The following is a 25,229-nucleotide window of genomic DNA, read 5'->3' as shown; positions in this document are numbered from 1 at the left end:
CAGCCTCGCTGGACGCGAGACGTGCGAGCGCGGCCGGCGCGGCCCTGCCGCGTCCGACGTCACGCGATTTACTCGCGTGACGCGCCCCGCCCGTTGCCTTTGGTCGCCGAAGAGAGCAGTATAAAATCGCGCGCATGAGTCTTTCGCCGCAGTTCCTCGACGAGCTCCGCGCGCGCACCTCGCTGTCGGCTCTGATCGGCAAGACGGTCAAGCTGACGCGCGCGGGCCGCGAGATGAAGGGGTGCTGCCCCTTCCACAACGAGAAGACGCCCTCCTTCTACGTCAACGACGACAAGGGCTTCTACCACTGCTTCGGCTGCTCGGCGCACGGCGATGCGATCCGCTGGATGACCGACCAGCGCGGCCTGCCCTTCATGGACGCGGTGAAGGAGCTCGCCGCCGCGGCCGGTCTGGAAGTCCCCGCCCCCGACCGCCGCGCCGCCGAACGCCAGGAGCGCGCCAAGGGCCTGCACGACGCGATGCAAGCCGCGTCGGACTGGTTCGAGGCCCAGCTCGGCGGCCTGGACGGCGCCGACGCGCAGGTGCTGCTCAAGAAGCGCGGCCTCACCGCCGTAACCGCCAAGGCGTTCAACCTAGGCTACGCCCCCGACAGTCGAGTGAAGCTCCGTCAGCACCTCAAGGACTATGGCGACGCGGCGCTGATCGAAGCCGGCCTGCTCATCAAGGTAGAGGACAAGGAGCCGTACGACCGGTTCCGCGGCCGGTTGATGATCCCCATCCGCGACCCGCGCGGCCGCGTGATCGCGTTCGGCGGCCGCGTCATCGGGGACGGCGAGCCGAAGTACCTCAACTCCCCCGACACGCCCCTCTTCGACAAGGGCCGCACGCTCTTCAACCTCGACCGCGCCGCGCCCGCCGCGCGCAAGGCGAACCGCGTCCTCGTCGTCGAAGGTTATATGGACGTGATCGCGCTGGCTCAGGCCGGCATCGCCGAGGCCGTCGCGCCGCTCGGCACCGCACTGACCGAGGCGCAGCTGGAACGGCTCTGGCGCATGGTCCCAGTGCCCCTCCTCTGCTTCGACGGCGACGCCGCCGGGCAGAAGGCCGCGCTTCGCGCCGCCCATCGCGCCCTGCCCCTGCTCGCCCCCGGCCGCAGCCTCGCCTTCGTCACGCTCCCTGAGGGCCAGGATCCCGACGACGCCGTCCGCACCAGAGGCCGTGACGCGTTCGAGGCGATCCTACAGCGGTCGGAACCGCTCGTTGACCGCCTGTGGACCGCCGAGCTCGCCGCCGAGCCGCTCGACACGCCCGAGCAGCGCGCGGGGCTCAAGCGCCGCCTCGCCGAGCTGGCGGGGATCATCGCCGATCCGGCGGTGAAGTACGAATACGGCCAGGAGTTCCGCCGCCGCTTCGACGCGCACTTCGCGCCCGCCCCGCGCCAGTTCCAGCGCCGCCAATCCGGCGAGAAGTGGAAGCCCCCGCCCGCCCCCGTCACCCCCGACGCTAAGGCGGTGCGCGCCGCGGGCATCGACCGTGTTCTCGCGAAAGCCGTGCTCGCCGGCCTGATCCGCCATCCCGCCGAGATCGCCCGCCACGTCGAGGTGCTGGGCTCCTTGCGCATGGCGGACGGCGCGCTCGGCCGCCTGTTCGAAGCGGTGGTCGACCTGGCGCTCGAAGACCGTGCGCTTGATAGCGACCGCCTCGTCTCCATATTGGCGCGATCCGGTTTCGAAGCGGTCAGCTCCGACCTGCTCCGGGCCGACACGATGCCCTATTCGTTCACGCGGGCGGGCGGCGATCCGGTGCGCGCGCACGTCGACCTCGACGAGGCGATCGCGATCATGGTCGCCCAACCCGAGGTGGAGCAGGAGCTGGCGCACGCGACCGCGGCGCTTCAGGCCGGTTTCACGGAGGAGGCGTTCGAACGGCAGGTGGCGCTCGTGAAGGAGCAACAGGCGTTGAGGGATAGACTTGCAAATCTGTGCCAAGCCGCCGAAGACGCCCGGCAATTCGGGTCTGAGGACGATTAATGGCGAAGGCGAACATGGCGGACGCGGCCGACACGACGGATACGGGCGACGCGCCGCTGATCGATCTCAACGACGCCGAGATCAAGAAGCTGATCGCGCGCGCCAAGAAGCGCGGCTACATCACCGTGGACCAGCTCAACGAGATGATGCCCCAAGATCAGTTCACCACTGATCAGATCGAGGACATCATGTCGGCGCTCAACGAGATGGGCGTGAACGTCGTCGAGAACGACGAGCAGGGCGAGGAAGGCGAGGCCGAGGAGCGTCCCGAAGAGGAGGACGACGCCCCCGACCAGTCCGACGACGGCTCCGCGCCCGTCGTCGAGAAGAAGAAGGAGACGGTCGACCGCACGGACGACCCCGTCCGCATGTACCTGCGCGAGATGGGGGCGGTCGAGCTCCTGTCGCGCGAGGGCGAGATCGCGATCGCCAAGCGCATCGAGGCCGGCCGCGACACGATGATCCTGGGCCTGTGCGAGAGCCCGATCACCTTCAACGCCATCATCGACTGGTCCACCGCGTTGAACGAGGGCACGATGCAGCTGCGCGAGATCCTGGATCTCGACGCGATGCTCAACAAGGACCCCGCCCCCGAAGCGCTGTCCGACGACGCCGACGACGCCGCGGACGGCGAGATCAGCGCCAAGACCGCCGGCCCCGCCTTTAAGGAAGAGGAGGAGGTCGAGGAGGTCCAGTCCGCCGACGAGGAGGACGACCTCACGGAGCGCCGCGCCCCGCGCCCGTCGGACGACGAGGAGGAGGACAATACCCTCAGCCTCGCGCAGATGGAGGAGACGCTCAAGCCCCAGGCGCTGGAGAAGTTCGCCAACATCACCGCGATCTACAAGAAGTTCTCCAAGGTGCAGGGGCAGCGTCTCGACGCGATGGCGGCGGGCGGCGAGCTGTCGGCGGCGGACGAGAAGAAGTACCAGAAGCTCCGCGAGGAGCTGACCGCGGAGGTGGAGAGCGTCCAGTTCCACCAGCAGAAGATCGAATACCTCGTCGACCAGCTCTACAGCTTCAACCGGCGCCTGACCGCGCTGGGCGGGCAGATGCTGCGGCTCGCGGAGCGGCACAAGGTGCCGCGCAAGGACTTCCTCGACCGCTATGTCGGCAACGAGCTCGACGAGAACTGGCTCGACGGCGTCGGCAAGCTCGACAAGAAATGGACGAACTTCGCGACCAACGAGGCCGCGGCCGTCGCGCGCATCCGCAACGAGATCGCGGAGATCGCGCAGGCGACGGGCATGAGCCTGGCCGAGTTCCGCCGCACGGTGAACATGGTGCAGAAGGGCGAGCGCGAGGCGCGCATCGCCAAGAAGGAGATGGTGGAGGCGAACCTCCGGCTCGTCATCTCCATCGCCAAGAAGTACACCAACCGGGGCTTGCAGTTCCTGGACCTGATCCAGGAGGGCAATATCGGCCTGATGAAGGCGGTGGATAAGTTCGAGTACCGCCGCGGCTACAAGTTCTCGACTTACGCGACGTGGTGGATCCGGCAGGCGATCACCCGCTCGATCGCCGACCAGGCGCGCACGATCCGCATCCCGGTCCACATGATCGAGACGATCAACAAGCTGGTCCGGACCTCCCGCCAGTTCCTCCACGAGCAGGGCCGCGAGCCGACGCCCGAGGAGATGGCCGAGCGCCTGAGCATGCCGCTCGAGAAGGTCCGCAAGGTGATGAAGATCGCCAAGGAGCCGATCAGCCTCGAGACGCCGATCGGCGACGAGGAGGACAGCCACCTCGGCGACTTCATCGAGGACAAGAACGCCGTCATCCCGGTGGACGCCGCGATCCAGGCGAACCTGAAGGAGACGGTCACCCGCGTCCTCGCGTCACTGACGCCACGCGAGGAGCGGGTCTTACGCATGCGCTTCGGTATCGGCATGAACACCGACCACACGCTGGAGGAGGTCGGCCAGCAGTTCAGCGTGACGCGCGAGCGTATTCGGCAGATCGAAGCCAAGGCGCTGCGGAAGCTGAAGCATCCGAGCCGGTCGCGGAAGATGCGGAGCTTCCTGGACCAGTAGGCCGCCAGCGGCAAGACGGATTAGCGGCGAGCTAATCCGCACGCCGCCAGGCCGGCCGGCGGTTCGACCTTGACCTAGCCGCCCCTCCGACCATGGTGTCCGACGAGCAGCGGTCGCCGGGGAGAGTTAGCGTGTTGCAAGCGTTCGGATCTCGTCGCTTTTACAATGCGGCTGGCGCGCAGCAGACTTATTACAGCTTCGACGAGGCCAACGTGCCTCGGAACACGTACGACTATGTCGAGAACACCTCCGGGATCGGAGCGCTGACCGGCGGCGGCTATGTCGTCGCCTTTATCGACACGCTGCCGAGCGCGACCACGGTAAAGGCCCAGATCTATACCGCGACCGGCGTACCCGTGGGAGCGGCGATCACGGTCGCGGGTGACGTCGGCTACGATCAGATCCAGCCGGACGTGGTCGGCCTCGCCGGCGGGGGGTTCGCGGTCAGTTGGACGACGGAGTACCCGCCATCACGCAGCTTCGACATAAACGCCCGCGTGTTCGACAGCGCCGGTCGGCCGGTCGGCGCCGCGTTCACGGTCAACTCGTCCGCCGAGGGCTTCCAGACCGCGTCGCACATCGCCTCCCTCGCCGGCGGCGGGTTGGTGGTCGCATGGGAACAGGCCGACGACGGAGTGAACGGCACAAGCGTCCGGGCGCGCGCCTTCGACGCGACCGGCACGGCCGTCACCGGCGAGATAATCACGCTCGCCGGCGCGCCGGACCGTGAGCTCGGCGACGTGATCGGGCTGGCGAACGGCGGCTTCGTCGTGGCGCTGACCGATCCGACGGCTGAAATCGTCGACGGCGCCGCGAGCGCAGGCGCGCGCGCCTTCATCTACGACGCCGCGGGGCGACCGGTCGCCGACGTGGCGATCAACGACTTCGCGCCGGGCGTCCAGCATCGACCCAACCTCGCCGCGACGGCCGATGGCGGTTTCGCGGCGACCTGGATAGGCGTCGGCAGACCCGAGGTCGGCGTCTTCGTGCAACGCTTCACGGCGGACGGGGCCCGGAACGGCGAAGCCACGCCGGTGCTGTTGCGGATCGCCGGAGGCACGCCGTATCTCGACAGCCTTCCCGATGGTGGGTTCCTGCTGTCCATCCCAGACCTGCCGACGTTCTCCAGCGGCGAGCCCATAGCCCGGGCCGGCAGCATCTTCGTTCTGGACTCGGCGGGTCAGGTCGCGAGCGAGAGATTCGCGTTCGGCCCGCCCTATTTTACGGGAAGCTTTCCACCATCTTCAGTCGGCCAGGCCGACGTGGCCGTGCTCGCCGACGGCGGGCTGGCCTTCTCCTACGATGTGACGCCGCGGTTCACGCGCTACCAGCGTGAGGTCGACACGTTGGTGTTCCGCCCCACCATCCGCGGCACCGACGGAGCGGACCTGGTCGGCGGCACGGCGGGCGCGGATTACCTGGTCGGTTATGCCGGGCCTGACACGCTGACCGGCGGCGACGGCGCCGACACGCTCGACGGAGCCCTGGGCGCGGATCGGCTGACGGGCGGCCTGGGCGACGACGGCTACATCGTGGATCAAGCCGACGATGCGATCGTGGAGGCGCCGGGCGAGGGCTACGACGTGGTGCAGGTCACCGCTTCCGCCTATCAGCTCGCCGGCGGCGTCTCGATCGAGCGGCTTTACGCATCGAGCGGGTTCGCAAGCGTCAACATCGCCGGAAACTCGGACAGCCAGGTCATCGAAGGGAATGACGGGGCCAACATCCTTTCCACCGGGGGCGGCGCGCCGGATACGCTGCGCGGCTATGGCGGAGACGATACCTACCGGGTGTTCGCGACCGGCGACGTGATCGAGGACACTTTCGGTTTCGATACGGTGTACGCGTCGGGGACGAGCTATTTCCTGTATTCCACGGCCGCGGTGGAGTACCTGTCCACCGCGTTCCAGGCGGGAACGGAGGCGTTCTACCTCGTAGGCAATGGCGCGTCTCAGGTCGTCGCAGGCAATTACGGCGACAACATCCTCAATGGCCGGGGCGGCGACGACGAGCGGCTGCCCGATACGCTGATCGGGCTTCTCGGCGACGACACCTACGCCGTGTTCACGCAGGGCGACGTGGTCAGGGAAGAGGTGGGGCAAGGCCAAGACGTGGTCTACGCGAACACGAGCTATCAGCTTCGGCAGGGCGCGGAGGTGGAAGCGCTCGCGGCCGTGGTCGGGTCCGCATCGGACGCGGGCTCGGCCTACACGCTGCGCGGCAACGAGTTCGCGCAAACGGTGGTGGGCAACGACGCGGCCACCATCATCGACGGACGCGGCGGAAACGACACTCTGATCGGCTTGGGCGGCGCGGACGTGTTCGCCTTCACCACGGCTCCGGCCGCAGGCAACACGGATACGATCCGGGACTTCGGGGCTGATGACCGCATCGGCCTCGTGGCCGGGCTCTTCCCCGGTTTGGCCGAGGTGACCACCGCCGTGGCGAACGATCGCTTCGTCGTCGGCGCAAGCGCCCAAGATGCCGACGACCGGATCATATACGATCAAGCGACCGGGCGGCTGTTCTACGACGGCGACGGCAACGGCGCGGGCGCTCAGGTGCAGTTCGCGCAGCTCGCAGCCGGCACTCAACTCACAGCCGCGCAGTTCACCATCGTGCAGCCGATCACGGACCTGCCGGGAGCGTAGAGCAACAGTGCGTCGTGCGCGCCCTCTCTCGGGAGTGCCCGATCGACGATGGACCCCGGAACAGGGGTTCCCAGCAAAGTAGTACTTTGCTGGGAACCCCCCGTCCGGGGTGACGGGGAAGTGAGCGCTCAGAAGATGTGCACCCCTACCCTCGCCTGCCGTTTGAGCATCAATTCGGTCAGCGCCCAGACCATCGCGTCGGCGCGGTCGGGGCTGGGGCCCGGGCCTTGGTAGGGCGCGCCGGCGACGAGGCCCAGCAGCTCCGCCTCCAGGTCGGGAAGGCGGCCGTGGAGCGTCACGCGGCCCGCCTCGAACAGGAGGGCGACCGGGTCGGCGCGGGTGGTCTTGCCGTCGCTGGCGTGGACGAGGCGGACGTGGAGGCCGGTGTCGGCGGCGCGGAGCACGGAGGCGACCATCTGGCCGCCCTGGTTGCGCTCGGCGACGACTTCCCGTGTCCCGTGGACCGCGGCGGCGTCGGCGACGGCGCGGGCCCAGCCTTCGGGCGAGCGGCCGGTGACGCTGTGGTCGGCCAGGACGTGGCCGGCGCGGTCCTCGTCCAGCGCGCAGGCGACGATGCCGCAGGTGCCGTCGCCGGAGGGTGGGTCCACGCCGATCAGGGTGCGGGTGAAGGCCGCCCCCTCCCGTTCGTCTCGACCACCCCCTTCCCGTTCGTTTCGAGCGCAGTCGAGAAACCGCGACGTACCCGACGTCGAAGGCTTCTCGACTGCGCTCGAAGCGAACGGGGGAAGGGACGCGCCGCTCCATCGCCGGCACTTCTCCAGCGTCTCGGGAGTCCAGAGGGCGCCGCCGTCGGGGAGGAGGAGGCCGTCGAGTTCCTGCGCGCCGAGCCTGGTGCCGGCGAAGAGTTGTTGGACCGTTTCCTTGTAAGCGGCGGAGGTGTGCGGGTTGTCGGTCGTGCGGCCGCCTGTGGCGACGCAGCCGGGCTCGGCCATGATGCGGCGGAGCGCGGGGCCGGGGCGCGGCGTGGTGGTGACAAGCGCGCGGGGGTGCCGCCCCAAGCGCAGGCCGAGCTGGAGGTTGTTCCAGGTGTCGAGCGGCTTTTCCCATTTGGCGAGCTCGTCGCACCAGGCGATGTGGTGCTCGGGGCCGCGCAGGCGGTCGGGGTTCGCGCCGGAGAAGAGCGTCGCCTCCGCGCCGCCGACGAAGCGGATGAGGTCGCGGCTGGGGCTCCATTCCTCGATCCAGCGGTCGGCGACGCTGAGCAGGCCGCTGCGGCCGTCGACCATGACGCGGCGCGCCTCGTCCAGCGTCGCGGCGACCAGCGCGATACGGAGCGAGCCGTCGGCCTTGGCGGCCTCCAGCACCCAGTTCGCGCCCGCGAGCGTCTTGCCGAAGCCGCGGCCCGCCATCAGGACCCAGGTGCGCCAGTCGCCGGGCGGCGGCCGCTGGCCGTCATGCGCCCATTCGGGCCAGTAGCGCTCGACCGCGTCGCGCTCCTCCTGGCCCAGCTGCCCGATCGCCCGCGCGCGCTTGTCGGCGTCGCAGTCCCAGAGATAGCGGAAGACGGTCATGTCGGGGGCGAGCCGCCGTCGGCGGCCGCGGGGGCGAGGGCGATGGAGGTGGCTCCAGTCGCGTGCCCGCCCCGCGATGCCCTCAGCGCTTGCCATGCATGGCCTCGATCGCCTCGAACTTGGCGAGGATGCCGGCGCTGAGCTCCTCGAGCGAGCGCGGGCGCGCGGGCCGGCCGGGGAAGCGCCCCTCCCCCTTCACGCTCGCGCGGTGGAGCTGGAGCACGGCGATGGCGTCGCGCGCGTTGGTCACGAGGATGGGCGCGTCCGCGTCGGGCGCGAAGCCCTCCAGCGCGTTTCCGGTGGCGGCGACCAGCGCCATCTCGATGCGGGCGTATCCCTGCTCCAGCGCGGCCTGCCACCGCTGGGCGAAGCCGGGGTCGTCGCGGCGGCGGCGGTAGATCGCGACGGTCGAGAAGCCCGCGGCGTCGGCGGAGAGCCGGACGTTGCAGCTCGACGCCAGCGCGTCGAGGAAGATCCGTTCCGCCTCGTCCGACCAGCGTTTGCCGGTGGTGGCGACGACCTGCGGGCCGTCCTTGCCGCCGCGGCGCGTGATCGTGCCCGCCGGACCCCGTGCGTCCGACGGTTTTCCCCTGCTCGCCATGTCTCGTGCTCCCCTGCCCTGTTCCTGCTATGTTCCACATCGGGCCCGGATTGTCAAGGGTGCGAACCGGGGTGGTTCGTTGGGGTGGAGCTCCGTGCGGGCGGGACCCGTTCGCCGCTTGCCGCGTTACCGTCCGCCTAGTTCCAAGGAGTAACGGGTGCGTATCAGCCTGTTCGGTCCGTCACTGCTGGCCCTCTCCCTCGCGGCCTGCAACGTCAGCTTCTCCACCGAATCCAACAGCTCCGCCGCCGAGCCGCAGGCCGCCGCGCCCACCGGCGAGGCGCGCTGGACGGAGGAGACGGCCAAGCAGCTCCGCGACGCGATCGCCGCTCGCGCGGCGCACGGGCTCGACCGGATGCCGTTCGATACCGGCGGGAGCGGCGTCGACGCGGCGGCGCTGAACCGGGCGGCGCTCGCTTATGCGGGGGCGCTGGCGCGCGGCGCGACGGACCCGACGAAGCTCCACGAGGTCTACACGGTGCCGCGGCCCGACCCCGATCTGGAGCAGGGCTTGCGCGGGGCGCTGGCGGCGGGCGACGTGCGCGGGTGGCTGGAGGGGCTGGCGCCGCAGGACGCGAGCTACAAGAAGCTGTCGGCGGCGTATCTGGCGCTGCGCCGCGAGCCGGACCGGGGCGCGCCCGTCGTGCCGCCGCCGCCCGAGCCGCTGAAGCCGGGCGCGACCGACCCGCGCGTGCCGCTGATCGCGCGGCAGCTGGTGGCGAGCGATTACCTCGCGGCGGAGCAGGCTCGGGGCGACCGCTACACGCCCGCCATGGCGGTGGCGGTGAAGCGGCTGCAGGCGGACTACGGCATCAAGCCCGACGGGGTGATCGGCGCGGACGCGCTGGCGATCCTCAACCTGGACGACGCGGACCGGGCGCGCGCGATCGCGGTGGCGATGGAGCGGCTGCGCTGGCTGGAGCGCACGCCGGCCGAGACGCGGATCGACGTCAACATCGCCGCGGCGCGCCTGAGCTACTGGAAGGACGGTCAGATCGCCGACAGCCGCAAGGCCGTCGTCGGCGAGCCGGGGAACGAGACGCCGCAGCTGGGCTCGCCGATTTTCAGGCTGGTGGCGAACCCGACCTGGACGGTGCCGAAATCGATCGCGGCGGAGGAGATCGCGCCCAAGGGGGCGGGCTATTTGCGCGCGAACAACATGGCTTGGGAGGACGGCTGGATCGTGCAGCAGCCGGGGCCGAAGAACTCGCTCGGCCTCGTCAAGTTCGACATGCAGAACGAGCACGCGATCTACCTGCACGACACGCCCGCCAAGCCGCTGTTCAACGAGGTGGAGCGGCACCGTAGCCACGGCTGCGTGCGGGTGGAGGATGCGCTGGGCTTCGCGGAGATGCTGGCGCGCGACGGGGGCGTGACGGATCAGTGGCACCAAGCGCGCGCGACGGCCGAGGAAACGTTCGTGAAGCTCCCGCGCCAGATCCCCGTCAGGCTGCTCTACCACACGGTGCTGTTCGACGAGGTGGGGGAGCCGGTGGTGCGCAACGACCCCTATGGCTGGAACGAGCCGGTAGCGGCGGCGCTGGGGTTCCAGGGCCGGGCGGGCGTCGCGGTGCAGGCGAGGCACGTGGATGTGGGGCCATAAGGCGCCGGGCGCACGCCCGCGCCCCGCGGGCGAGACGCCCAAGCCCGGCCGGCCTAGCGTCAGCTAGGTCCGACGACGCGGGACTTGCTCCCGCGTCGGGCCGCGAGGCGTGGTTAAGCAGCGACCGTGCGCCTCGGCTCGCGCGAACGGAAATTGTACGAATTACCGCGCGATCGACGGCCTCACCCGCCCCTATTCATCGTCAACGTCAACACTTTGGAAACCAGAACAACGCATATTGGCCGCATAAAGGGTCGGTGTTGCGTCAGGTTACTTCCGTTAGGGACGAACATGAGCTGGACGCTGGACGATCTGGAATCCTGGGCCAAGCACGAGGAGCGCCTGGCGCGCGGTGAGGCTATCCCCGCATTACGGGAGGCGCATGTGAGGGCCGCGTCGGTCTACCGCGCCCGCGCCGACGATATGCGCTCGCATTTCCGCGCCTCGTTGGGGCTGGCGCGCCGCTGACCGCCCCGCGCCGGCCGTGGCAAACGGCCGCTATTAACCACGCCTCTTGTCGGTTACGCTAACTGGCCCGGCTATGCCGCGCGGCCAGGGAGGGTGGGACCATGTGCGGTGTTTGCGAGCAATGGGCGCGTGCGCTGGATGCCGAAGGGCAAGGCGGCGCGACGCTCGTCCCGGCGGCGGCGGGCATGATGGTCAGCGACCATACGGCGCTGCTGTCGGGCTCGACGGTGAACGGCGCCGTCGGCCGGCTCGCCTATCTCAGCTTCTCCTTCCCGACCGCCGTGCCGGCGCATCACCGGACGCGCTACGACGCGGATGGGCTGGCGACGTTCGCGCCCTTCGACGCGGGCCAGCAGGACATGGCGCGCAAGGCGCTGCGGGCGTTCGCGGACGTGTCCGGCCTGTCCTTCATCGAGGTCGCGCCGGGCGAGGGCGACGTCCTGTTCATGCGTTTCGAGATGGACATGCTGCGGCCGGGAACGGCGGGCTTTGCCTTTTACCCGTCCAACGGCTGGGGCGGCGAGGTCTATAGCGACATCTTCATGGACCATAGCTGGGCGGGCGACCTGGGCATCCTGCTGCACGAGATCGGGCACGCGGTGGGGCTCAAGCACCCGCACGAAGGCGACGTGACGCTGACGCCCGAGACCGACCATTACGGCAGCACGGTCATGAGCTACAAGTCGGGCGGGTACAGCCGAACAGGGCTCGGGCCGTTCGACGTGTCGGCGGTCAAGCACCTCTACGGCGATCCGGCGGCCAAGCCGGCGGACGCCTGGAACGCCGCGACCTCGACGCTGACGCAAGGTGGGACGGCGGCGTCGGACCGGTTGGGCGCGGTCGGCGGCGCGACCAACGTGATCAGCGGGCTGGCGGGGGACGACCTGCTGCGCGGCGGAAGCGGCGCGGACCGGCTGGACGGCGGCGACGGCGCGGACACGCTGCGCGGCGCGGGCGGCGCGGACCAGCTGATCGGCGGGCTCGGCGCCGACTCGATCGAGGGCGGCGACGGCGCGGACCTGATCGACGCCGGCGGGGACCGCGACACGGTGTGGGGCGGCGCGGGCGCGGACGTGATCGACGGCGGCGACGGCGCTGACATCCTCAACGGCGAGGACGACGCCGACGTGCTGCGCGGCGGGCTTGGGAACGACACATTCCAGGGCGGCGCGGGCGCGGACTCGCTGGAGGGCGGCGACGGCGACGACCTGTTCCACGCGGACGGCGACGACGTGCTCGTCGGCGGCGCGGGTCAGGACACGGCCAATATCGCCGCCACGGGCTCGACCGCGCGGCGGATCACCCTGTCGCAGGCGGCGCGCGAGGTGGAGACGGTGTACGTCACCCTCGGCGCGGGCGACGACGCGGTCGCGGCGGACGGCGCGTTCGGGGGCTCGATCCGCGCGGGCGACGGGGCGGATACGCTCAGCGCGGGGACGGCCCGGCTCGACCTGTACGGCGAGGGCGGCGACGACACGCTGGTCGCGGGAACGGGCATGAACCTGCTCTACGGCGGCGCGGGCGCGGACGACTTCGTCTGGACGGCGGCGTCCCAGTCGACGACGGGCGCGGTCGACCAGGTGATGGACTTCCAGGCGGGCGTGGACGTGATCGACCTGTCCGGTTTCGCGCCGACCGACCTGAAGCTCCAGCCGAGCGGAGGCTGGACCTGGGTGACGGCGTCGAGCGCGGGCGTCGCGTTCAACCTGTGGATCGGCAGCGCCGCGACGCTCGCCGACTTCGTCCTGGGCAGCGGCGCGATCGGCGGCACGGCGGCGAACGACGTGCTGCGCGGGTCGGCGGGAGCCGACACGCTGAGCGGCTTGGGCGGCGACGACGTGCTGGACGGCGGCGCGGGCGACGACCTGCTCGACGGCGGCGAGGGGCGAGACACGCTGGCGGGCGGGACCGGCGCGGACACGCTGCGCGGCGGCGCGGGCGACGACCTGTACCGCGTGTCGTCCACCGCGACGCTCGTCGTCGAGGCCGCGGGCGAAGGCCGGGACGCGCTCGTGGTCGAGCAGGGCAGCTACCTGCTTAGCGGCGGCGCGTCCGTGGAGCTGCTGCGTGCGGCGGCGGGCACGGCGGCCATCAACATCGGCGGCAACGAGCAATCGCAGCGCCTGGAGGGCAACGACGGCGCGAACATCCTGAGTTCCGGCGGCGGCGGCGGCGTGGACACCATGGCGGGCGGGCTGGGCGACGATGTGTACCGGGTGTTCGCGACCGGCGACGTGATCGAGGACACGGGCGGGTTCGACACCGTGTATGCATCCGGCACGAGCTACTTCCTGTACTCCACGGCTGCGGTTGAGTACCTGTCCAACTCGGACCAGGCGGGCACCGAGCCCATCTATCTCGTGGGCAACGGCGCGAGCCAGGTCATAGCCGGCAACTACGGCAACAACATCCTGAACGGGCGCGGCGGCGACGGCCAGGCCTTGCCCGACACGCTCATTGGCCTGTTCGGCAACGACACCTATGGCGTGTTCAGCCAGGGTGACGTGGTGAGGGAGCAGGCGGGCCAGGGCGCGGACGTGGTCTACGCCAGCGCCAGCTACCAGCTGCGGCAAGGGACCGAGGTGGAGGGCTTGGCCGCGACCGATGGCCGGGCGGCGGACGCAGGCTCCGCGTACACGCTCAGGGGCAACGAGTACGCGCAGACCGTGGTCGGCAACGCCGCCGGCAACGTGCTGGACGGGCGCGGCGGCGCCGACACGCTCATCGGCCTGGGCGGGGCGGACACGTTCGCGTTCACCGCCGCGCCGGGCACGAGCAACGTGGACACGGTCCAGGACTTCGCCTCCGGCGACCTCCTCGGGCTCGCGTCCGACGTGTTCGCGGGCGTGGCGGACGGCGGCGTACAGGCGGGCGAGTTCGTGCTCGGCACCGCCGCACAGGACGCGGACGACCGGCTCGTCTACGACCAGGCCACGGGCCGGCTGTTCTACGACGCGGACGGCTCGGGCGCGGGCGCCGCCGTGCTGTTCGCGCAGCTCGCGGCAGGTACGGTGCTCACCGCGGCGAGCTTCGCCGTCGTGCAGCCGGTGGGCGACATACCGGCGGCTTGACTCGCGCGCACGGGTGTAATCTCCTGTCCGAACCGGCCTTTCCGGCCGGCAAGGGGGAACATACATGATCAGACCGACCGTCGCGCTCGCGGGCGCGCTTCTCGTGGCGACCGCCGCTTCCGCGCAGGTCGCGCCGCTCGCGCCCGTGGCGCCCGCGGGCGCCGCCGTGCTGCGCACCGGCACGCCCGTCGCGCTCCGGACGCGCGAGGAGCTCACCATCAAAGGTAAGACCCTGCGCGTCGGCCACCGCTTCCAGATGGAGGTCGCGGAGGCGGTGACGGTGAACGGCCAGGTGGTGATCCCCGCCGGCAGCCCGGCGATGGGCGAGATCACCGACGTGCGCAACAAGGGCATGTGGGGCAAGTCGGGCAAGATCAACGCCCGCGCGCTCCACGTCCGCGTCGGCGACCGCACCATCCGCCTGACGGGCCAGCTGGACGACAAGGGCAAGGCCGGCGGCGTCGGCGCGGTGGCGGCGTCCGCGCTGATCTTCGCGCCCGCGGGCTTCTTCATGACGGGCACGTCCGCCCGGATCCCGCTGGGCGCGCCGATGAGCGCGTTCATTGACGAGGACGTGCCCCTCGCCTTCAGCGCGGCCGCCCAGGCCCCCCTGCAGGTCGGCGCGCCGGCCGCGCCCATGGCGGTGCCGACGTCCCGGTGACGCGCGCGGTCGCGGGCGCGCCGCGCCCGCGACCGCGCCCCCATAGGACGATCCTATAGTCGATATCGGACGGACGCGGTTGCGCGGCGGGCCGTCGCGCCGATATGGGCGGCGGTCCTGTTTGCGGGGTGGGTGACGTGGCGTCGGAACGTTTGGGGTTCAGGGAGGCGGCCGGCTGGCTGGCGGAGATCGTCGGGCCGGACGCCGCCTATGTGCGGCTCGGCATCGTCTACACCGCGGCGATCAGCCTCCTCTCGCTCGCGACGCCCATCTCCGTTCAGCTGCTGATCAACTCGGTCGCCAACATCGCGCTGCCCGCGCCCTTGTGGACGTTGTCGGGCGTGCTGTTCGTGCTGCTGCTGCTGGTCGCGGCGCTCAGCGCGTTCCGCGTCTACGTCATGGCGCTGTTCGAGCGGCGCGTATTCGCGCGCGTCGTCGCCGAGATCACCATCCGCGCCGTCCACGCGCAGAACCCCTTCTTCGCCGACGCGAACCGGGGCGACCTGTTCAACCGCTACTTCGACCTGACGGTGGTCCAGAAGGCGGTGCCGAGCCTCGTCATCGGCGCTTTCACCATCGTGCTGCAGAGCGTGGTGGGGCTGGCGATCACCAGCTTCTACCACCCCTTCTTCCTCGCCTTCAACGCGGTGCTGATCACGGCGCTGCTGCTCGTCTGGCTGATCTGGCGGCGGGGCGCGATCACGGCGGCGGTCGCGCTCTCCCACGCCAAGCACGACGCCGCGCGCTGGCTGGAGAGCGTGGGCGGGTCCAACGGCTTCTACAAGTCGAGCCGGCACTTGGGCTTCGCCATGGACCGGTCGGAGGAGGTCACCGCCACCTATATCGCCAAGCACCGGCGCTATTTCCGCTACAGCTTCGCGCAGACGCTCTCCTTCTTCCTGATCTACGCCACCGCCAGCGCGGCGCTGCTGCTGCTGGGCGGCAACCTGATCCTGCGCGGCGAGCTGTCGATCGGGCAGCTGGTCGCGGCCGAGCTGATCCTGTCGGGCGTGTTCTACGGCGTCAGCCAGCTCGGCTGGTACCTCGACACCTTCTACGACCTGGTCGCGAGCTCGGAGGAGCTGTCGCTGCTCTTCTCCATCCCGCAGGAGAAGTCGCTGACCGACGGGTCGGGCGGCCCGCGCGACGGCGAGCTCAGGCTCACGGACGTGCGCATCGACGGCGCGCGCTTCGACTTCGCGCTCGGCGCGGGCGAGCAGCTGGTGACGGTGGCCGATCCGGGCGCGGAGCGCATGCTGGCGCTGGTGCTCAAGCGCCACGCCCAGCCCGCGCAGGGCCTGGTGTCGATCGGCGGGGCGGACCTGGGCTCGCTCGACATGTACCTGCTGCGGTCGGGGGTCATGGTGCTCGACCGGCCGACGATCGTGGAGGTGACGATCCGCGAATACCTCCGGCTCGCGGCGGGGGACGCATCGGCGGGGCGGATGCTCGACGCGCTGGCGGCGGTGGGCCTGTCGGAGCGCGTCGCGCAGCTGCCCAAGGGGCTGGACACGCAGCTGGCCTCGTCGGGCTTCCCGCTGGGGTTGGGCGAGGTGATGGCGCTGAAGCTCGCCAACGCGCTGCTCGTCGCGCCCAAGTTCCTGCTCTTGGGCCAGCTCTACGACCTCCTGCCGCCGCCCAAGCTCGTCGCGGTGCTCCGGATGCTCAAGGAGCGCGGCACGACGACGCTGCTGTGCACGGGGCGGCCGGAGGACCTGACGCTGGACGGCTGGTTCCACCTCGGGCTCACCGAGCAGCGGCGGTTCGGCGCGCTCGCCGAGCTCGACGAGCACCTCGCGCGACGGGAGGCCGCGAATGCCGTACCGGTCTGAGCACCTGTCGCACTTCCACACGCTGGCCGGGCTCAAGCCGCCGCGGCTGACGGTGTCGCTCGCCTGGATGATCCTGATCGGCATCGCCACGGCGGCGGCGATCATGTTCTTCGTGCCCTGGGTGCAGACCGCGCAGGGCCAGGGACGGACCGTGGCGCTCGATCCCGACGATCGCGTGCAGGACGTGGCGGCGCTGGTGGGCGGACGCGTCGAGCGTTGGTTCGTCCAGGACGGCCAGCACGTTGACCGCGGCGACCCGATCGCGCGCGTGGTCGACGTCGATCCCAACCTCCTGTCCCGCCTCGCGGCGGAGCGCGCGCAGGTGGAGGCGGAGATCGCCGCCGTGCGCCAGTCGCAGCAGGTGGCCTCGATCGACGTGGACCGGACGCGCCAGCTGCTCGCCGAGGGTTTGGCGGCGCGGCGCGACTTCGAGCAGGCGCAGATCAAGGTCGCCGACGCCGCCGCCAAGCTCGCCGAGTCTCGCGCCAAGCTCAACCGCATCGACGTGCAGCTGAACCGGCAGTCCGCGCAGGTCGTGCGCGCGCCCCGCGACGGCCGCATCCAGAACCTGAACGCGGCCGCGGGCGGCGCGCTGGTGTTGCCCGGCACGGTGCTGGCGGTGGTCGCGCCCGAGCGCGTCGAGCGGGCGGTCGAGCTGTACGTGGACGGCCGCGACCTGCCGCTGGTCCGTCCCGGCCGCCCGGTGCGGCTGGAGTTCGAGGGCTGGCCCGCGATCCAGTTCTCCGGCTGGCCCGCCATCGCGCAGGGCTTCTTCGACGGGCGCGTGCGCGTGGTCGACCCCACCGCTAACGCCGACGGCCTGTTCCGCGTGCTCGTCGAGCCCGCGCCCGGCAAGCCCGCCTGGCCCGACCGGCAGTTCGTGCGGCTGGGCACCAAGGTCTATGGCTGGATCCAGGGCGAGACGGTGTCCGTCGGCTACGAGCTGTGGCGACTCCTCAACGACTTCCCGCTCGAGTTCAACGAGGGCGCCCCCGGCGGCGAGGGCAAGGGCCGCTTCAAGGAAGACGAGGACAAGGCGGCGCTCAAGGCGGGCAAGGCGAAGTGACCGGGCGCCTCGTGCTCGCGCTGCTGTGCGCGGCGGTTCCGGCCGCGCCCGCGGCGGCCGCGCAGGCCGGCCCGGCCGCGGCCGCGTCCGACCCCGTCGTCGACCGCGCGGGGCCGCCGCTGACCCTCGACGAGGTGCTGCGCGCCTCCGCGCGGACCGCGCCGCAGATCGTGGAGCAGCTCGCCCGCGTGCGTCAGGCGGAAGGGCGCGCGCTCGCCGCGGAGGGGGCGTTCGATACGGTGTTCGACGTGGACGGGCGCAGCCGCGCGCTCGGCTATTACGACGGCACGGTGGTGGACGCGCGCGCCGTGCGGCCGCTCACGAACAACGGCGGCCAGCTCTACGGCGGATACCGGATCACGCGCGGCGACTTCCCGATCTACGAGGACCAGTTCTACACCAACCGGCTGGGCGAGCTGAAGGTCGGCGTGCTCTACTCGCTCCTGCGCGACCGGCTGGTGGACGCCAGGCGGACGCAGCGCACGCTGGCGGCGGGCGACATCGACGTCGCGCGCTTCGAGACGGAGGCGGTCGCGATCGGCGTGCAGCGGCGCGCGATCGACGCGTATCAGAACTGGGTCGCGGCGGGGTTGCGGCTGCGCGCTTACCGCGAGCTGCTGGAGCTGGCGGAGAACCGCCGCGGCGCGATCACGCGGCAGGTGGAGCTGGGCGCCCGGCCGCAGATCCTCATCACGGAGAACGACCAGAACCTGGTGCGCCGCCGCGCGCTGGTGGTGCGCGCCGAGCAGGACTTCCAGGCCGCGGCCAACACGCTCTCCTTCTTCTACCGCGACGACGAGGGCCGGCCGGTGCTGGTCGGCGCGGGGCGGCTGCCCGCCGACGCCTCCGCGCTGGCGGGCGTGCAGGTCGCGGCGGCGCAGGCCGACCTGGCCGCGCGCCGGCCCGACCTCCAGACGCTGCTCAGGCGCATCGACCAATCGCTGGCCAGGCTGGCGCTGGCGGAGAACGAGCTCAGGCCCCGTTTCGACGTCCGCGGCGAGCTGGGCAAGGATATAGGCCCCGAGGGGCTGGGCGGTTCGACGCGCACGCCGCTCGAGGCGATCGTCGGCTTCCGCTTCTCCCTGCCGCTCCAGAACCGCGCCGCCCGCGGCCGCGTCGCCGAGGCGCGCGCGGAGATCGACGCGCTGGAGGCGCGCAGCCGCTTCCTCCAGGACCAGATCGCGGTCGAGGTGGAGGGCGTCGCCATCGCGGTGGGCGGCGCGGAGCGGCTGGCGGAGGCGGCGGAACAGGAGCGCGCCCTCGCCGACCGGCTCGCGGCGGCGGAGCGGCGGCGCTTCGACCTGGGATCGAGCGACTTCTTCCTGGTCAACCAGCGTGAGGAGACCGCGACCGACGCGCAGGTCCGGCTGATCGACGCCCAGGCGCGCATCGCGGCGGCCAGGGCCGAGCTGGCGGCGGCGACGGCAGACCGGGCGGCGTTGGGGTTGGAGTAAATTCCCCTCTCCCCTCCGGGGAGAGGGGCGAAGCTGCGCAGCAGCGAGGGGAGAGGGGCAGTGTCGAAGCGGCGGTACACTGCCCCTCTCCCGCCTTCGCTTCGCTCAGGCACCCGCATCAGGTAAACCGTCCCCCAGACGGTTTAGGTCATGCCGGGGGCATGACCGACCTGATGCGCCCCGGAGGGGAGAGGGAGATGGGCGTTCTGCGCTCCACCCACCCCATCCCCCGCCCCCTTCGCCTTCCTTAACCCGGCGTATACCCCGTCTTTACGCACCTCGTTATACATGACTCCCCGATAGCCGCTCTCGGCCGCGCTGGTGCGGTCGGCAGCCACATGGACGGAGCATGACGCACGGAACGGCGACCGCCTGGGGCGGCACGGCATGGGAGGCGCTGGACGCGCTCGTCGACGTCGACGGGACCGCGACGCATCCCCATGCGCGGCGGCTCCGCGAGCGCGGCGCCACTCGACGCGACCTGGCGGACGCGGCGCATGCGCTGTGCGCGGTCCACGGCACGCATCCGGGCCTCGCCGACGACGCGTTCGGGCGCGCGGTCGGCGGACCCGCCGCGCCCTGGCTCGACGAGGTGGCGCGCGCCTTCGCCGGCGAACGCCAGCTGCTCGCGCGCGTCGTGTCGGCCGCGGGGCCGCTTCCCTCCACGCCCGGCCAGGCGATGACCGACGTCGCCTACGCCGCGCAGCGCCACGCCTTTCAGATGCTCGCCAAGTCCGATCGCCCCGGCGTGGGCGTCGGCGCGGCCGCCGCGCTGGCGCTCGACTGGGTGGCGATTCGCCGGATCGTGGCGCACGCCGCCGACCTGTTCAGCGCGCCCGTGGTCCCGCTGACGCTGCCGCCGCCGCAGGAGACGGCGACGGTGCTGGGAGCGCTGGGCGACGGCGCCGCGGCCGAGCGCGCGCTGCTGTTCGGCGCGCGGGCGCTGCTCGAGCAGCACCGGGCGCTCTGGTCGCTGCTCGAGGCCCGCGCCGCGGCGCGCGGGGATTGACGGCCAATCCCTCCGGCCCCATCCGGGGCGGATGCAGCGCTTCGAAGGAACCAGCAGTTACGTCGCGACCGATGACCTGAAGGTCGCGGTCAACGCCGCGGTGACGCTCCGCCGCCCGCTCCTCGTGAAAGGCGAGCCGGGCACGGGCAAGACGGTGCTGGCGCACGAGATCGCCCGCGCGGTCGGCGCCGACCTGATCGAGTGGAACGTCAAGTCCACGACCAAGGCGCAGCAGGGCCTGTACGAGTATGATGCGGTGGCGCGGCTTCGCGACGGCCAGCTCGGCGACCCGCGCGTCCACGACATCGCGAACTACATCCGCCGCGGCAAGCTGTGGGAGGCGTTCACGCACTCGACGCCGCCCGTGCTCCTGATCGACGAGATCGACAAGGCGGACATCGAGTTCCCCAACGACCTGCTCCAGGAACTCGACCGCATGGAGTTCCACGTCTACGAAACGGGCGAAACCGTCCGCGCGGCCGAACGCCCGATCGTGGTGATCACCTCGAACAACGAGAAGGAGTTGCCCGACGCCTTCCTGCGCCGCTGCTTCTTCCACTATATCAAGTTTCCCGACCGCGACACCATGCAAGCCATCGTGGACGTGCACTTCCCCGGCATCCAGCGGATGCTGGTGTCCAAGGCCATGGACGTGTTCTACGACATTCGCGAGGTGCCGGGGCTCAAGAAGAAGCCGTCGACCAGCGAGCTCTTGGACTGGCTCAAGCTGCTGCTGCACGAGGACATGCCGCTGGACGTGCTGCAGAACCGCGACCCGACCAAGGCCATCCCGCCGCTCCACGGCGCGCTGCTCAAGAACGAGCAGGACGTGATGCTGTTCGAGCGGCTGGCGTTCATGGCGAAGCGTCAGGCGCGGCCTTGAACGCTTAAGTGATCGAGAGCGGCACGCACACGCCGGGCGTCGACGCCCGCGACTTCGCGTTGCCGCCGCAGACCGCGCTCCGGTACGAGCTGCCCGCGCCCGCCTTGCGGGACTATGTGGCCGATTATCACGTGCTCGACTCGGAGGGGCCGGACGTCGAGGGCGCGGTCAACTTCCTGTTGCCGAGCTGGCCGGCGATCCGCCTGATCCTGACGGATCGGCCGATCTCGCTGCAGGTCGGGCCTCGGTTCTATGATCCCCTGCCGCGCTACGCGCTCTACGGCACGACGAGCCAGGCGATGCGGATGACCTCGAACGGCGGGGTGACGATCGGGGTGGCGCTGAAGCCGTCGGGCTGGGCGCGGCTGTTCGACAGGCGGGCGGACCTGTACCGCGACCGCGTCGCGCCGCTGGCCGACGTCATGGCGTCGGCCCACGTCAACGAGCTCGTCGCGCGACTTGGGGCGTCGGACCGTGGGCCGGCGGTCAAGGGCATCCTGGACGAGTTCCTCGAACGCCGGCTCGGGCCGCCGCACCCGGACGAGCCGCTGATCGGGCGCCTCACCGCGCTGATCAACGACGACGAGACGTTCGACCTCGCCACCGCGTGCGAGCGCGTGGGCCTGGCGCCCGCGACGATGCGACGGGTGAGCCTGCGGCATTTCGGCTTTCCGCTGAAGACGCTGCTAATCCGGACGCGCTTCCTGCGCTCCTTCGCGCGCATCATGATGGAAGGCGCCGACTATTCCAGCGTCGCGCCGGGCTATTACGACGCGTCGCATTTCCTGCGCGACGCGAACCGCTTCCTGGGCATGACGCCCAAGCGGTTCCTGCAGCGGACGCAGAACCCCTATGCCCAGGCCGTGCTGCGCGCGCGGGCGCTGGTGACGGCGGCGGATCGGGCGTCAAGGAACCGCTAACCATGTCGCGCAACCGGGCGCTCACCCTGTTCCGCTATGCCCGGGCGCCATGCGGAAGCTCGCTCTTCGGACGGCGATCGGCCTCGCGGCGCTGCTGACGGCGGCGCAAGGGTCGGCGCGCGAGCTGCTCGATTACTGGGGTCAGTGCGTGCCCTTCGCGCGCGAGGCGTCGGGCATCCGGATCTTCGGCGACGCCTGGACCTGGTGGGAGCAGGCCGAGGGCCGCTACGCGCGTGGGTCCAAGCCGAAGGTGGGCTCCGTGATCGTGTTCGCGAAGACCGATCGCCTGCGCTTCGGCCATGTCGCGGTGGTGAGCCGCATCGTGGAGAAGCGCGTGCTGATGCTGACCCACGCCAACTGGTCGAGGCGCGACGGCAAGCGCGGCTTCGCCGAGCAGGACGTGACGCTGCACGACGTGTCGGACGGCAACGACTGGAGCCTGGTCAAGGTCTGGTACCGCGACACGGGCGGGCTGGGCGGCGGCGTGTACCCGGTCAAGGGCTTCATCCACGGCGGCAAGCCCGCGGACGAGCTGTCGGGCGAGAACCCGGACTATGTGGGCGCGCTGATCGACGCCTACGTGCCGCGCTGATTGCGCGGCGGCGCGGTCCGGCGTAACTTCCGGGAAACGCTCGGGAAGCCGCCGCCATGTTCGTCCGCATCACCGCCGCGCTCGCGGCCGTCCTCCTTCCCGCGGCCGCCCGGGCGGATTGGCGTCATGAGCTGAGCGGCGTCACCGTGCCGGACGTCGTCGGCGACATGTGCCGCGGCGCGGAGCGGCGCGTCGAGCAGGACGGGTCCGACATCTTCGTCCAGTACGGCACCGACGCGGAGCCGGCGACGCTCTACGTCTACCGGTCGAGCCATCCCAACCCCGCGCTCTGGTTCGAGCGCACGCGCATCGCGATGCTGGGCAATGTCGGCGCGTTCGACGGCTCGGCCGCGCCGCGCCCCTTCACGCTCGGGCTGGCTGGAGCGCCCAATGGCCTGCGCGGCGCGTTCGCGCTGCCTGGCCGGCCGTGGAAGTCGACGGCGGTCGCGATCGCCCAGCACGGCGAGTGGCTGGTCAAGGCGCGCGTGACCTCGCAGACGCTCGACCCGGCGGGCGCGGCGAAGCGGATGGACGCGCTGCTCGCCGCGATCCGGTTCGCGGACGCGCCCAAGAGCGCGTCCCTGCCCCTGACCGCACCGGCGGCGTGCGCGGACGCGGCGACGTTCGCCGGCAAGCCGACCACGGACGACAAGCTGCGGGGCACGGGCGCCGCGGTCGGCGTGGTCGCGCTCGCGGAGGCGCACGGGGCCGTTTCGGGACTGGCGGGCAAGCCGGACGAGTGGTGCCGCGAGGAGGTGGGCGAACTCGCCAAGGCGGTCACCTACTATCGCAAGCGCGACGGCAGCGCCTGGACCGCGCTGCTCGGCGACGCGGGCGTGACCGCATCGGCCTACGCCTTTCCGGAGGGCGTGGGCGCGAAGGGCGCGGCGGTGTATCTGAACCGCACCGGCCCCGCGCTGCTGGTCGAGACGTACGACGCGATGCCCGACCTGCGCACGGGCGCGGGCGCGGCCCTGGCGGTGATGGCGGGCCAGCGTAAGCCGCTGGCGAGCATCGGGACCAAGCCGAAGAGCTAGGCCCCTCCCCGAACCGGTTCGGGGACGGTAAGGGGAAGCCATGTTCCTCAACTTCCTCGACGAGCTCCGCCTGGCGGGCATCCCGGCCAGCATGAAGGAGCACCTCGTGCTGCTGGAGGCGCTGGACCGCGACGTGATCGGGCGGTCGCCGGAGGACTTCTACTATCTGGCGCGCGCCACCTATGTGAAGGACGAGGGGCTGCTCGACCGGTTCGACCAGGTGTTCGCCAAGGTGTTCCGCGGATTGGAGACGAGCTATGGCGTGCAAGGCGCGGAGATCCCGGAAAAGTGGCTGAAGGCCGTCGCCGAGAAGTACCTCACGCCCGAGGAGATGGCCGCGATCAAGTCGCTGGGCTCCTGGGACGAGATCATGGAGACGCTGAAGAAGCGACTCGAGGAGCAGCAGGGGCGTCACCAGGGCGGCAACAAGTGGATCGGGACGGGCGGGACCAGCCCCTACGGCAACAGCGGCTACAACCCGGAAGGCGTGCGGATCGGCGGCGAGTCGGTCCACAAGCGCGCGCTGAAGGTCTGGGATCAGCGCGAGTTCCGCAACCTCGACAGCACGCGCGAGCTGGGCACGCGCAACATCAAGGTCGCGCTGCGCCGTCTCCGCCGCTTCGCGCGCGAGGGCGCGGCGGACGAGCTCGACATCGACGCGACGATCAACGGCACCGCGCGCCAGGGCTGGCTCGACGTGGTCATGCGGCCGGAGCGGCACAATGCGGTGAAGCTGCTGCTGTTCCTGGACGTGGGCGGGTCGATGGACCCCTGGGTCGAGCTGTCGGAGGAGCTGTTCTCGGCCGCGACGAGCGAGTTCAAGAACATGGAGTTCTTCTACTTCCACAACTGCCCGTACGAGGGCGTGTGGAAGGACAACAGGCGCCGTTTCACCGAGCGCACGCCGACCTGGGACGTGCTGCACAAATACGGGCACGACTATAAGCTCGTGTTCGTCGGCGACGCGTCGATGAGCCCGTACGAGATCACGCATCCGGGCGGGTCGGTGGAGCATTTCAACGAGGAGTCGGGCGCGGTCTGGCTTCAGCGGATGACAAATACCTATCCGGCGGCGGCGTGGCTCAACCCCATCCCGGAAGCGCAATGGGGCTACTCCCAGTCGATCCGGATCGTGCGGGAGCTGCTGGGCGACCGCATGTACCCGCTGACGCTGGAGGGGCTGGACGACGCGATGCGGGAGCTGACGCGGAAACGGTAGGGCGTTCTGACGCGCCGCGGTTCGTGCTATGCTCCTCCTATCGGAGGTAGTCCCATGCGTGCCATCGTCCTGCTGCTAGCGCTCGCGTCGCCGGCCGTCGCGCAGATGCCCATGACAGGTGCGCCCGAGCCGGCGCGGTGCCGTTCGCCGGGCGCGGACCGGGCGCAGGTCCAGCCGAAGGGGCCGGCGCGGCCTCGGCCGCTGATCGAGATGCCGGACGCGCGGCCGGTGCTGACCGTCTATCGGCAGGTGAACGGGTGCAGCGTGCTGCTGGTGAAGGAAGGAGGCCGCATCGTCGAGGAGCCGGTGGGCGCCCCCGAGCGGCGGCGCGTCTTCAGGCCGTAAGCAGCTCGATCTTGCGTTCGTAGCTCGCCACCAGCTGCAGACGGCGTGCACGCGCCTCCGTCGTCACCGCGCGCGCCGCGGCCAGCTTCTCGGCGCCCAGACGACGAGTGTAATACCGAAGATCAGATTCCATACGAAGTTCCCCGCCCCCGAGTCCCCGCAAACGTTCTAGAACGACCGGAGCGGACATTCCATACAACTTCTCGCACTCGTGCGCCGATTTGAGGGCCTGCTGCGCCGAACGGATCGGGGGCGATACGA

Annotated in this window: 20 protein-coding genes; 17 read left to right on the top strand and 3 right to left on the bottom strand. The window is 70.8% G+C overall.

All coding sequences use genetic code 11. The features are described 5' to 3' along the window. Positions 1–134: 134 nt before the first annotated feature. From dnaG to CKY28_RS01020, 3 genes are all read left to right on the top strand, one after another. A complete protein-coding gene (dnaG, locus tag CKY28_RS01030) occupies positions 135–1,991 on the top strand; it encodes a DNA primase (RefSeq protein WP_095996476.1) in 1,857 nt (618 codons plus the stop codon). Next, positions 1,991–4,024, top strand: coding sequence for an RNA polymerase sigma factor RpoD (rpoD, locus tag CKY28_RS01025; protein WP_095996475.1), 2,034 nt, complete (start codon positions 1,991–1,993; stop codon positions 4,022–4,024). Before dnaG ends, rpoD begins: the two co-directional genes overlap by 1 nt. 131 nt (positions 4,025–4,155) lie before the next feature. Further along, positions 4,156–6,675, top strand: coding sequence for a calcium-binding protein (locus CKY28_RS01020; protein WP_141243825.1), 2,520 nt, complete (start codon positions 4,156–4,158; stop codon positions 6,673–6,675). A gap of 128 nt (positions 6,676–6,803) precedes the next feature. Here CKY28_RS01020 and CKY28_RS01015 read toward each other — a convergent pair whose 3' ends face one another. Together CKY28_RS01015 and CKY28_RS01010 are read right to left on the bottom strand one after the other, a co-directional pair. Further along, entirely contained in the window at positions 6,804–8,303 is a 1,500-nt protein-coding gene (locus CKY28_RS01015; RefSeq protein ID WP_245841476.1) for a terminase large subunit domain-containing protein, read from the bottom strand. Beyond that, positions 8,290–8,808 carry a hypothetical protein gene (locus CKY28_RS01010; RefSeq protein ID WP_095996472.1) on the bottom strand — a complete coding sequence of 173 codons (519 nt, stop codon included), beginning with the start codon at positions 8,806–8,808 and terminating at the stop codon, positions 8,290–8,292. The genes CKY28_RS01015 and CKY28_RS01010 overlap by 14 nt, the downstream gene beginning before the upstream one ends. A 157-nt stretch (positions 8,809–8,965) precedes the next feature. On the opposite strand from CKY28_RS01010, the gene CKY28_RS01005 reads away from it, so the two are divergent. The 14 genes from CKY28_RS01005 (at position 8,966) to CKY28_RS00945 (ending at position 24,968) form a co-directional block, all read left to right on the top strand. After that, positions 8,966–10,411, top strand: a complete 1,446-nt coding sequence (locus CKY28_RS01005) for a L,D-transpeptidase family protein (RefSeq protein ID WP_245841472.1) — start codon at positions 8,966–8,968, stop codon at positions 10,409–10,411. Between the two features lie 291 nt (positions 10,412–10,702). Continuing rightward, complete coding sequence (locus CKY28_RS18475; RefSeq protein WP_176472907.1) at positions 10,703–10,879, top strand: hypothetical protein; 177 nt, start codon at positions 10,703–10,705, stop codon at positions 10,877–10,879. Positions 10,880–10,980: 101 nt separating this feature from the next. After that, a complete protein-coding gene (locus CKY28_RS01000; protein WP_095996471.1) occupies positions 10,981–13,950 on the top strand; it encodes a M10 family metallopeptidase C-terminal domain-containing protein in 2,970 nt (989 codons plus the stop codon). Positions 13,951–14,014: 64 nt separating this feature from the next. Further along, positions 14,015–14,611: a hypothetical protein gene (locus CKY28_RS00995; RefSeq protein WP_095996470.1), complete on the top strand. Its 597-nt coding sequence runs from the start codon at positions 14,015–14,017 to the stop codon at positions 14,609–14,611. A 137-nt stretch (positions 14,612–14,748) separates the two neighbouring features. Further along, positions 14,749–16,443, top strand: coding sequence for an ABC transporter transmembrane domain-containing protein (locus tag CKY28_RS00990; RefSeq protein WP_095996469.1), 1,695 nt, complete (start codon positions 14,749–14,751; stop codon positions 16,441–16,443). Next, the gene (locus CKY28_RS00985; protein WP_095996468.1) at positions 16,427–17,509 is read left to right on the top strand and encodes an efflux RND transporter periplasmic adaptor subunit; all 1,083 of its coding nucleotides are present in this window, start codon (positions 16,427–16,429) and stop codon (positions 17,507–17,509) included. Before CKY28_RS00990 ends, CKY28_RS00985 begins: the two co-directional genes overlap by 17 nt. Then, a complete protein-coding gene (locus tag CKY28_RS00980; RefSeq protein WP_217989537.1) occupies positions 17,506–18,963 on the top strand; it encodes a TolC family protein in 1,458 nt (485 codons plus the stop codon). Before CKY28_RS00985 ends, CKY28_RS00980 begins: the two co-directional genes overlap by 4 nt. A gap of 349 nt (positions 18,964–19,312) precedes the next feature. After that, positions 19,313–19,972 carry a DUF6975 family protein gene (locus CKY28_RS00975; protein ID WP_095996467.1) on the top strand — a complete coding sequence of 220 codons (660 nt, stop codon included), beginning with the start codon at positions 19,313–19,315 and terminating at the stop codon, positions 19,970–19,972. Positions 19,973–20,003: 31 nt separating this feature from the next. Continuing rightward, positions 20,004–20,855, top strand: coding sequence for an AAA family ATPase (locus CKY28_RS00970; RefSeq protein WP_095996466.1), 852 nt, complete (start codon positions 20,004–20,006; stop codon positions 20,853–20,855). 8 nt (positions 20,856–20,863) lie between these two features. Then, a complete protein-coding gene (locus CKY28_RS00965) occupies positions 20,864–21,775 on the top strand; it encodes a helix-turn-helix domain-containing protein (RefSeq protein WP_095996465.1) in 912 nt (303 codons plus the stop codon). Positions 21,776–21,824: 49 nt separating this feature from the next. Then, entirely contained in the window at positions 21,825–22,367 is a 543-nt protein-coding gene (locus CKY28_RS00960) for a CHAP domain-containing protein (protein WP_095996464.1), read from the top strand. 56 nt (positions 22,368–22,423) lie between these two features. Continuing rightward, positions 22,424–23,404: a hypothetical protein gene (locus tag CKY28_RS00955; protein WP_095996463.1), complete on the top strand. Its 981-nt coding sequence runs from the start codon at positions 22,424–22,426 to the stop codon at positions 23,402–23,404. Between the two features lie 40 nt (positions 23,405–23,444). Further along, the gene (locus CKY28_RS00950; protein ID WP_095996462.1) at positions 23,445–24,623 is read left to right on the top strand and encodes a vWA domain-containing protein; all 1,179 of its coding nucleotides are present in this window, start codon (positions 23,445–23,447) and stop codon (positions 24,621–24,623) included. 54 nt (positions 24,624–24,677) lie between these two features. Further along, positions 24,678–24,968: a hypothetical protein gene (locus CKY28_RS00945; protein WP_095996461.1), complete on the top strand. Its 291-nt coding sequence runs from the start codon at positions 24,678–24,680 to the stop codon at positions 24,966–24,968. Here the strand turns inward: CKY28_RS00945 and CKY28_RS18470 are convergent. Further along, a complete protein-coding gene (locus CKY28_RS18470; RefSeq protein ID WP_176472906.1) occupies positions 24,958–25,101 on the bottom strand; it encodes a hypothetical protein in 144 nt (47 codons plus the stop codon). The two genes, CKY28_RS00945 and CKY28_RS18470, sit on opposite strands and share 11 nt — an antisense overlap. Positions 25,102–25,229 lie beyond the last annotated feature (128 nt).

The sequence above is a fragment of the Sphingomonas lenta genome (assembly GCF_002288825.1).
GTDB classification, from domain to species: domain Bacteria; phylum Pseudomonadota; class Alphaproteobacteria; order Sphingomonadales; family Sphingomonadaceae; genus Sphingomonas; species Sphingomonas lenta.
This window is presented reverse-complemented; position numbering and strand designations above follow the sequence as displayed.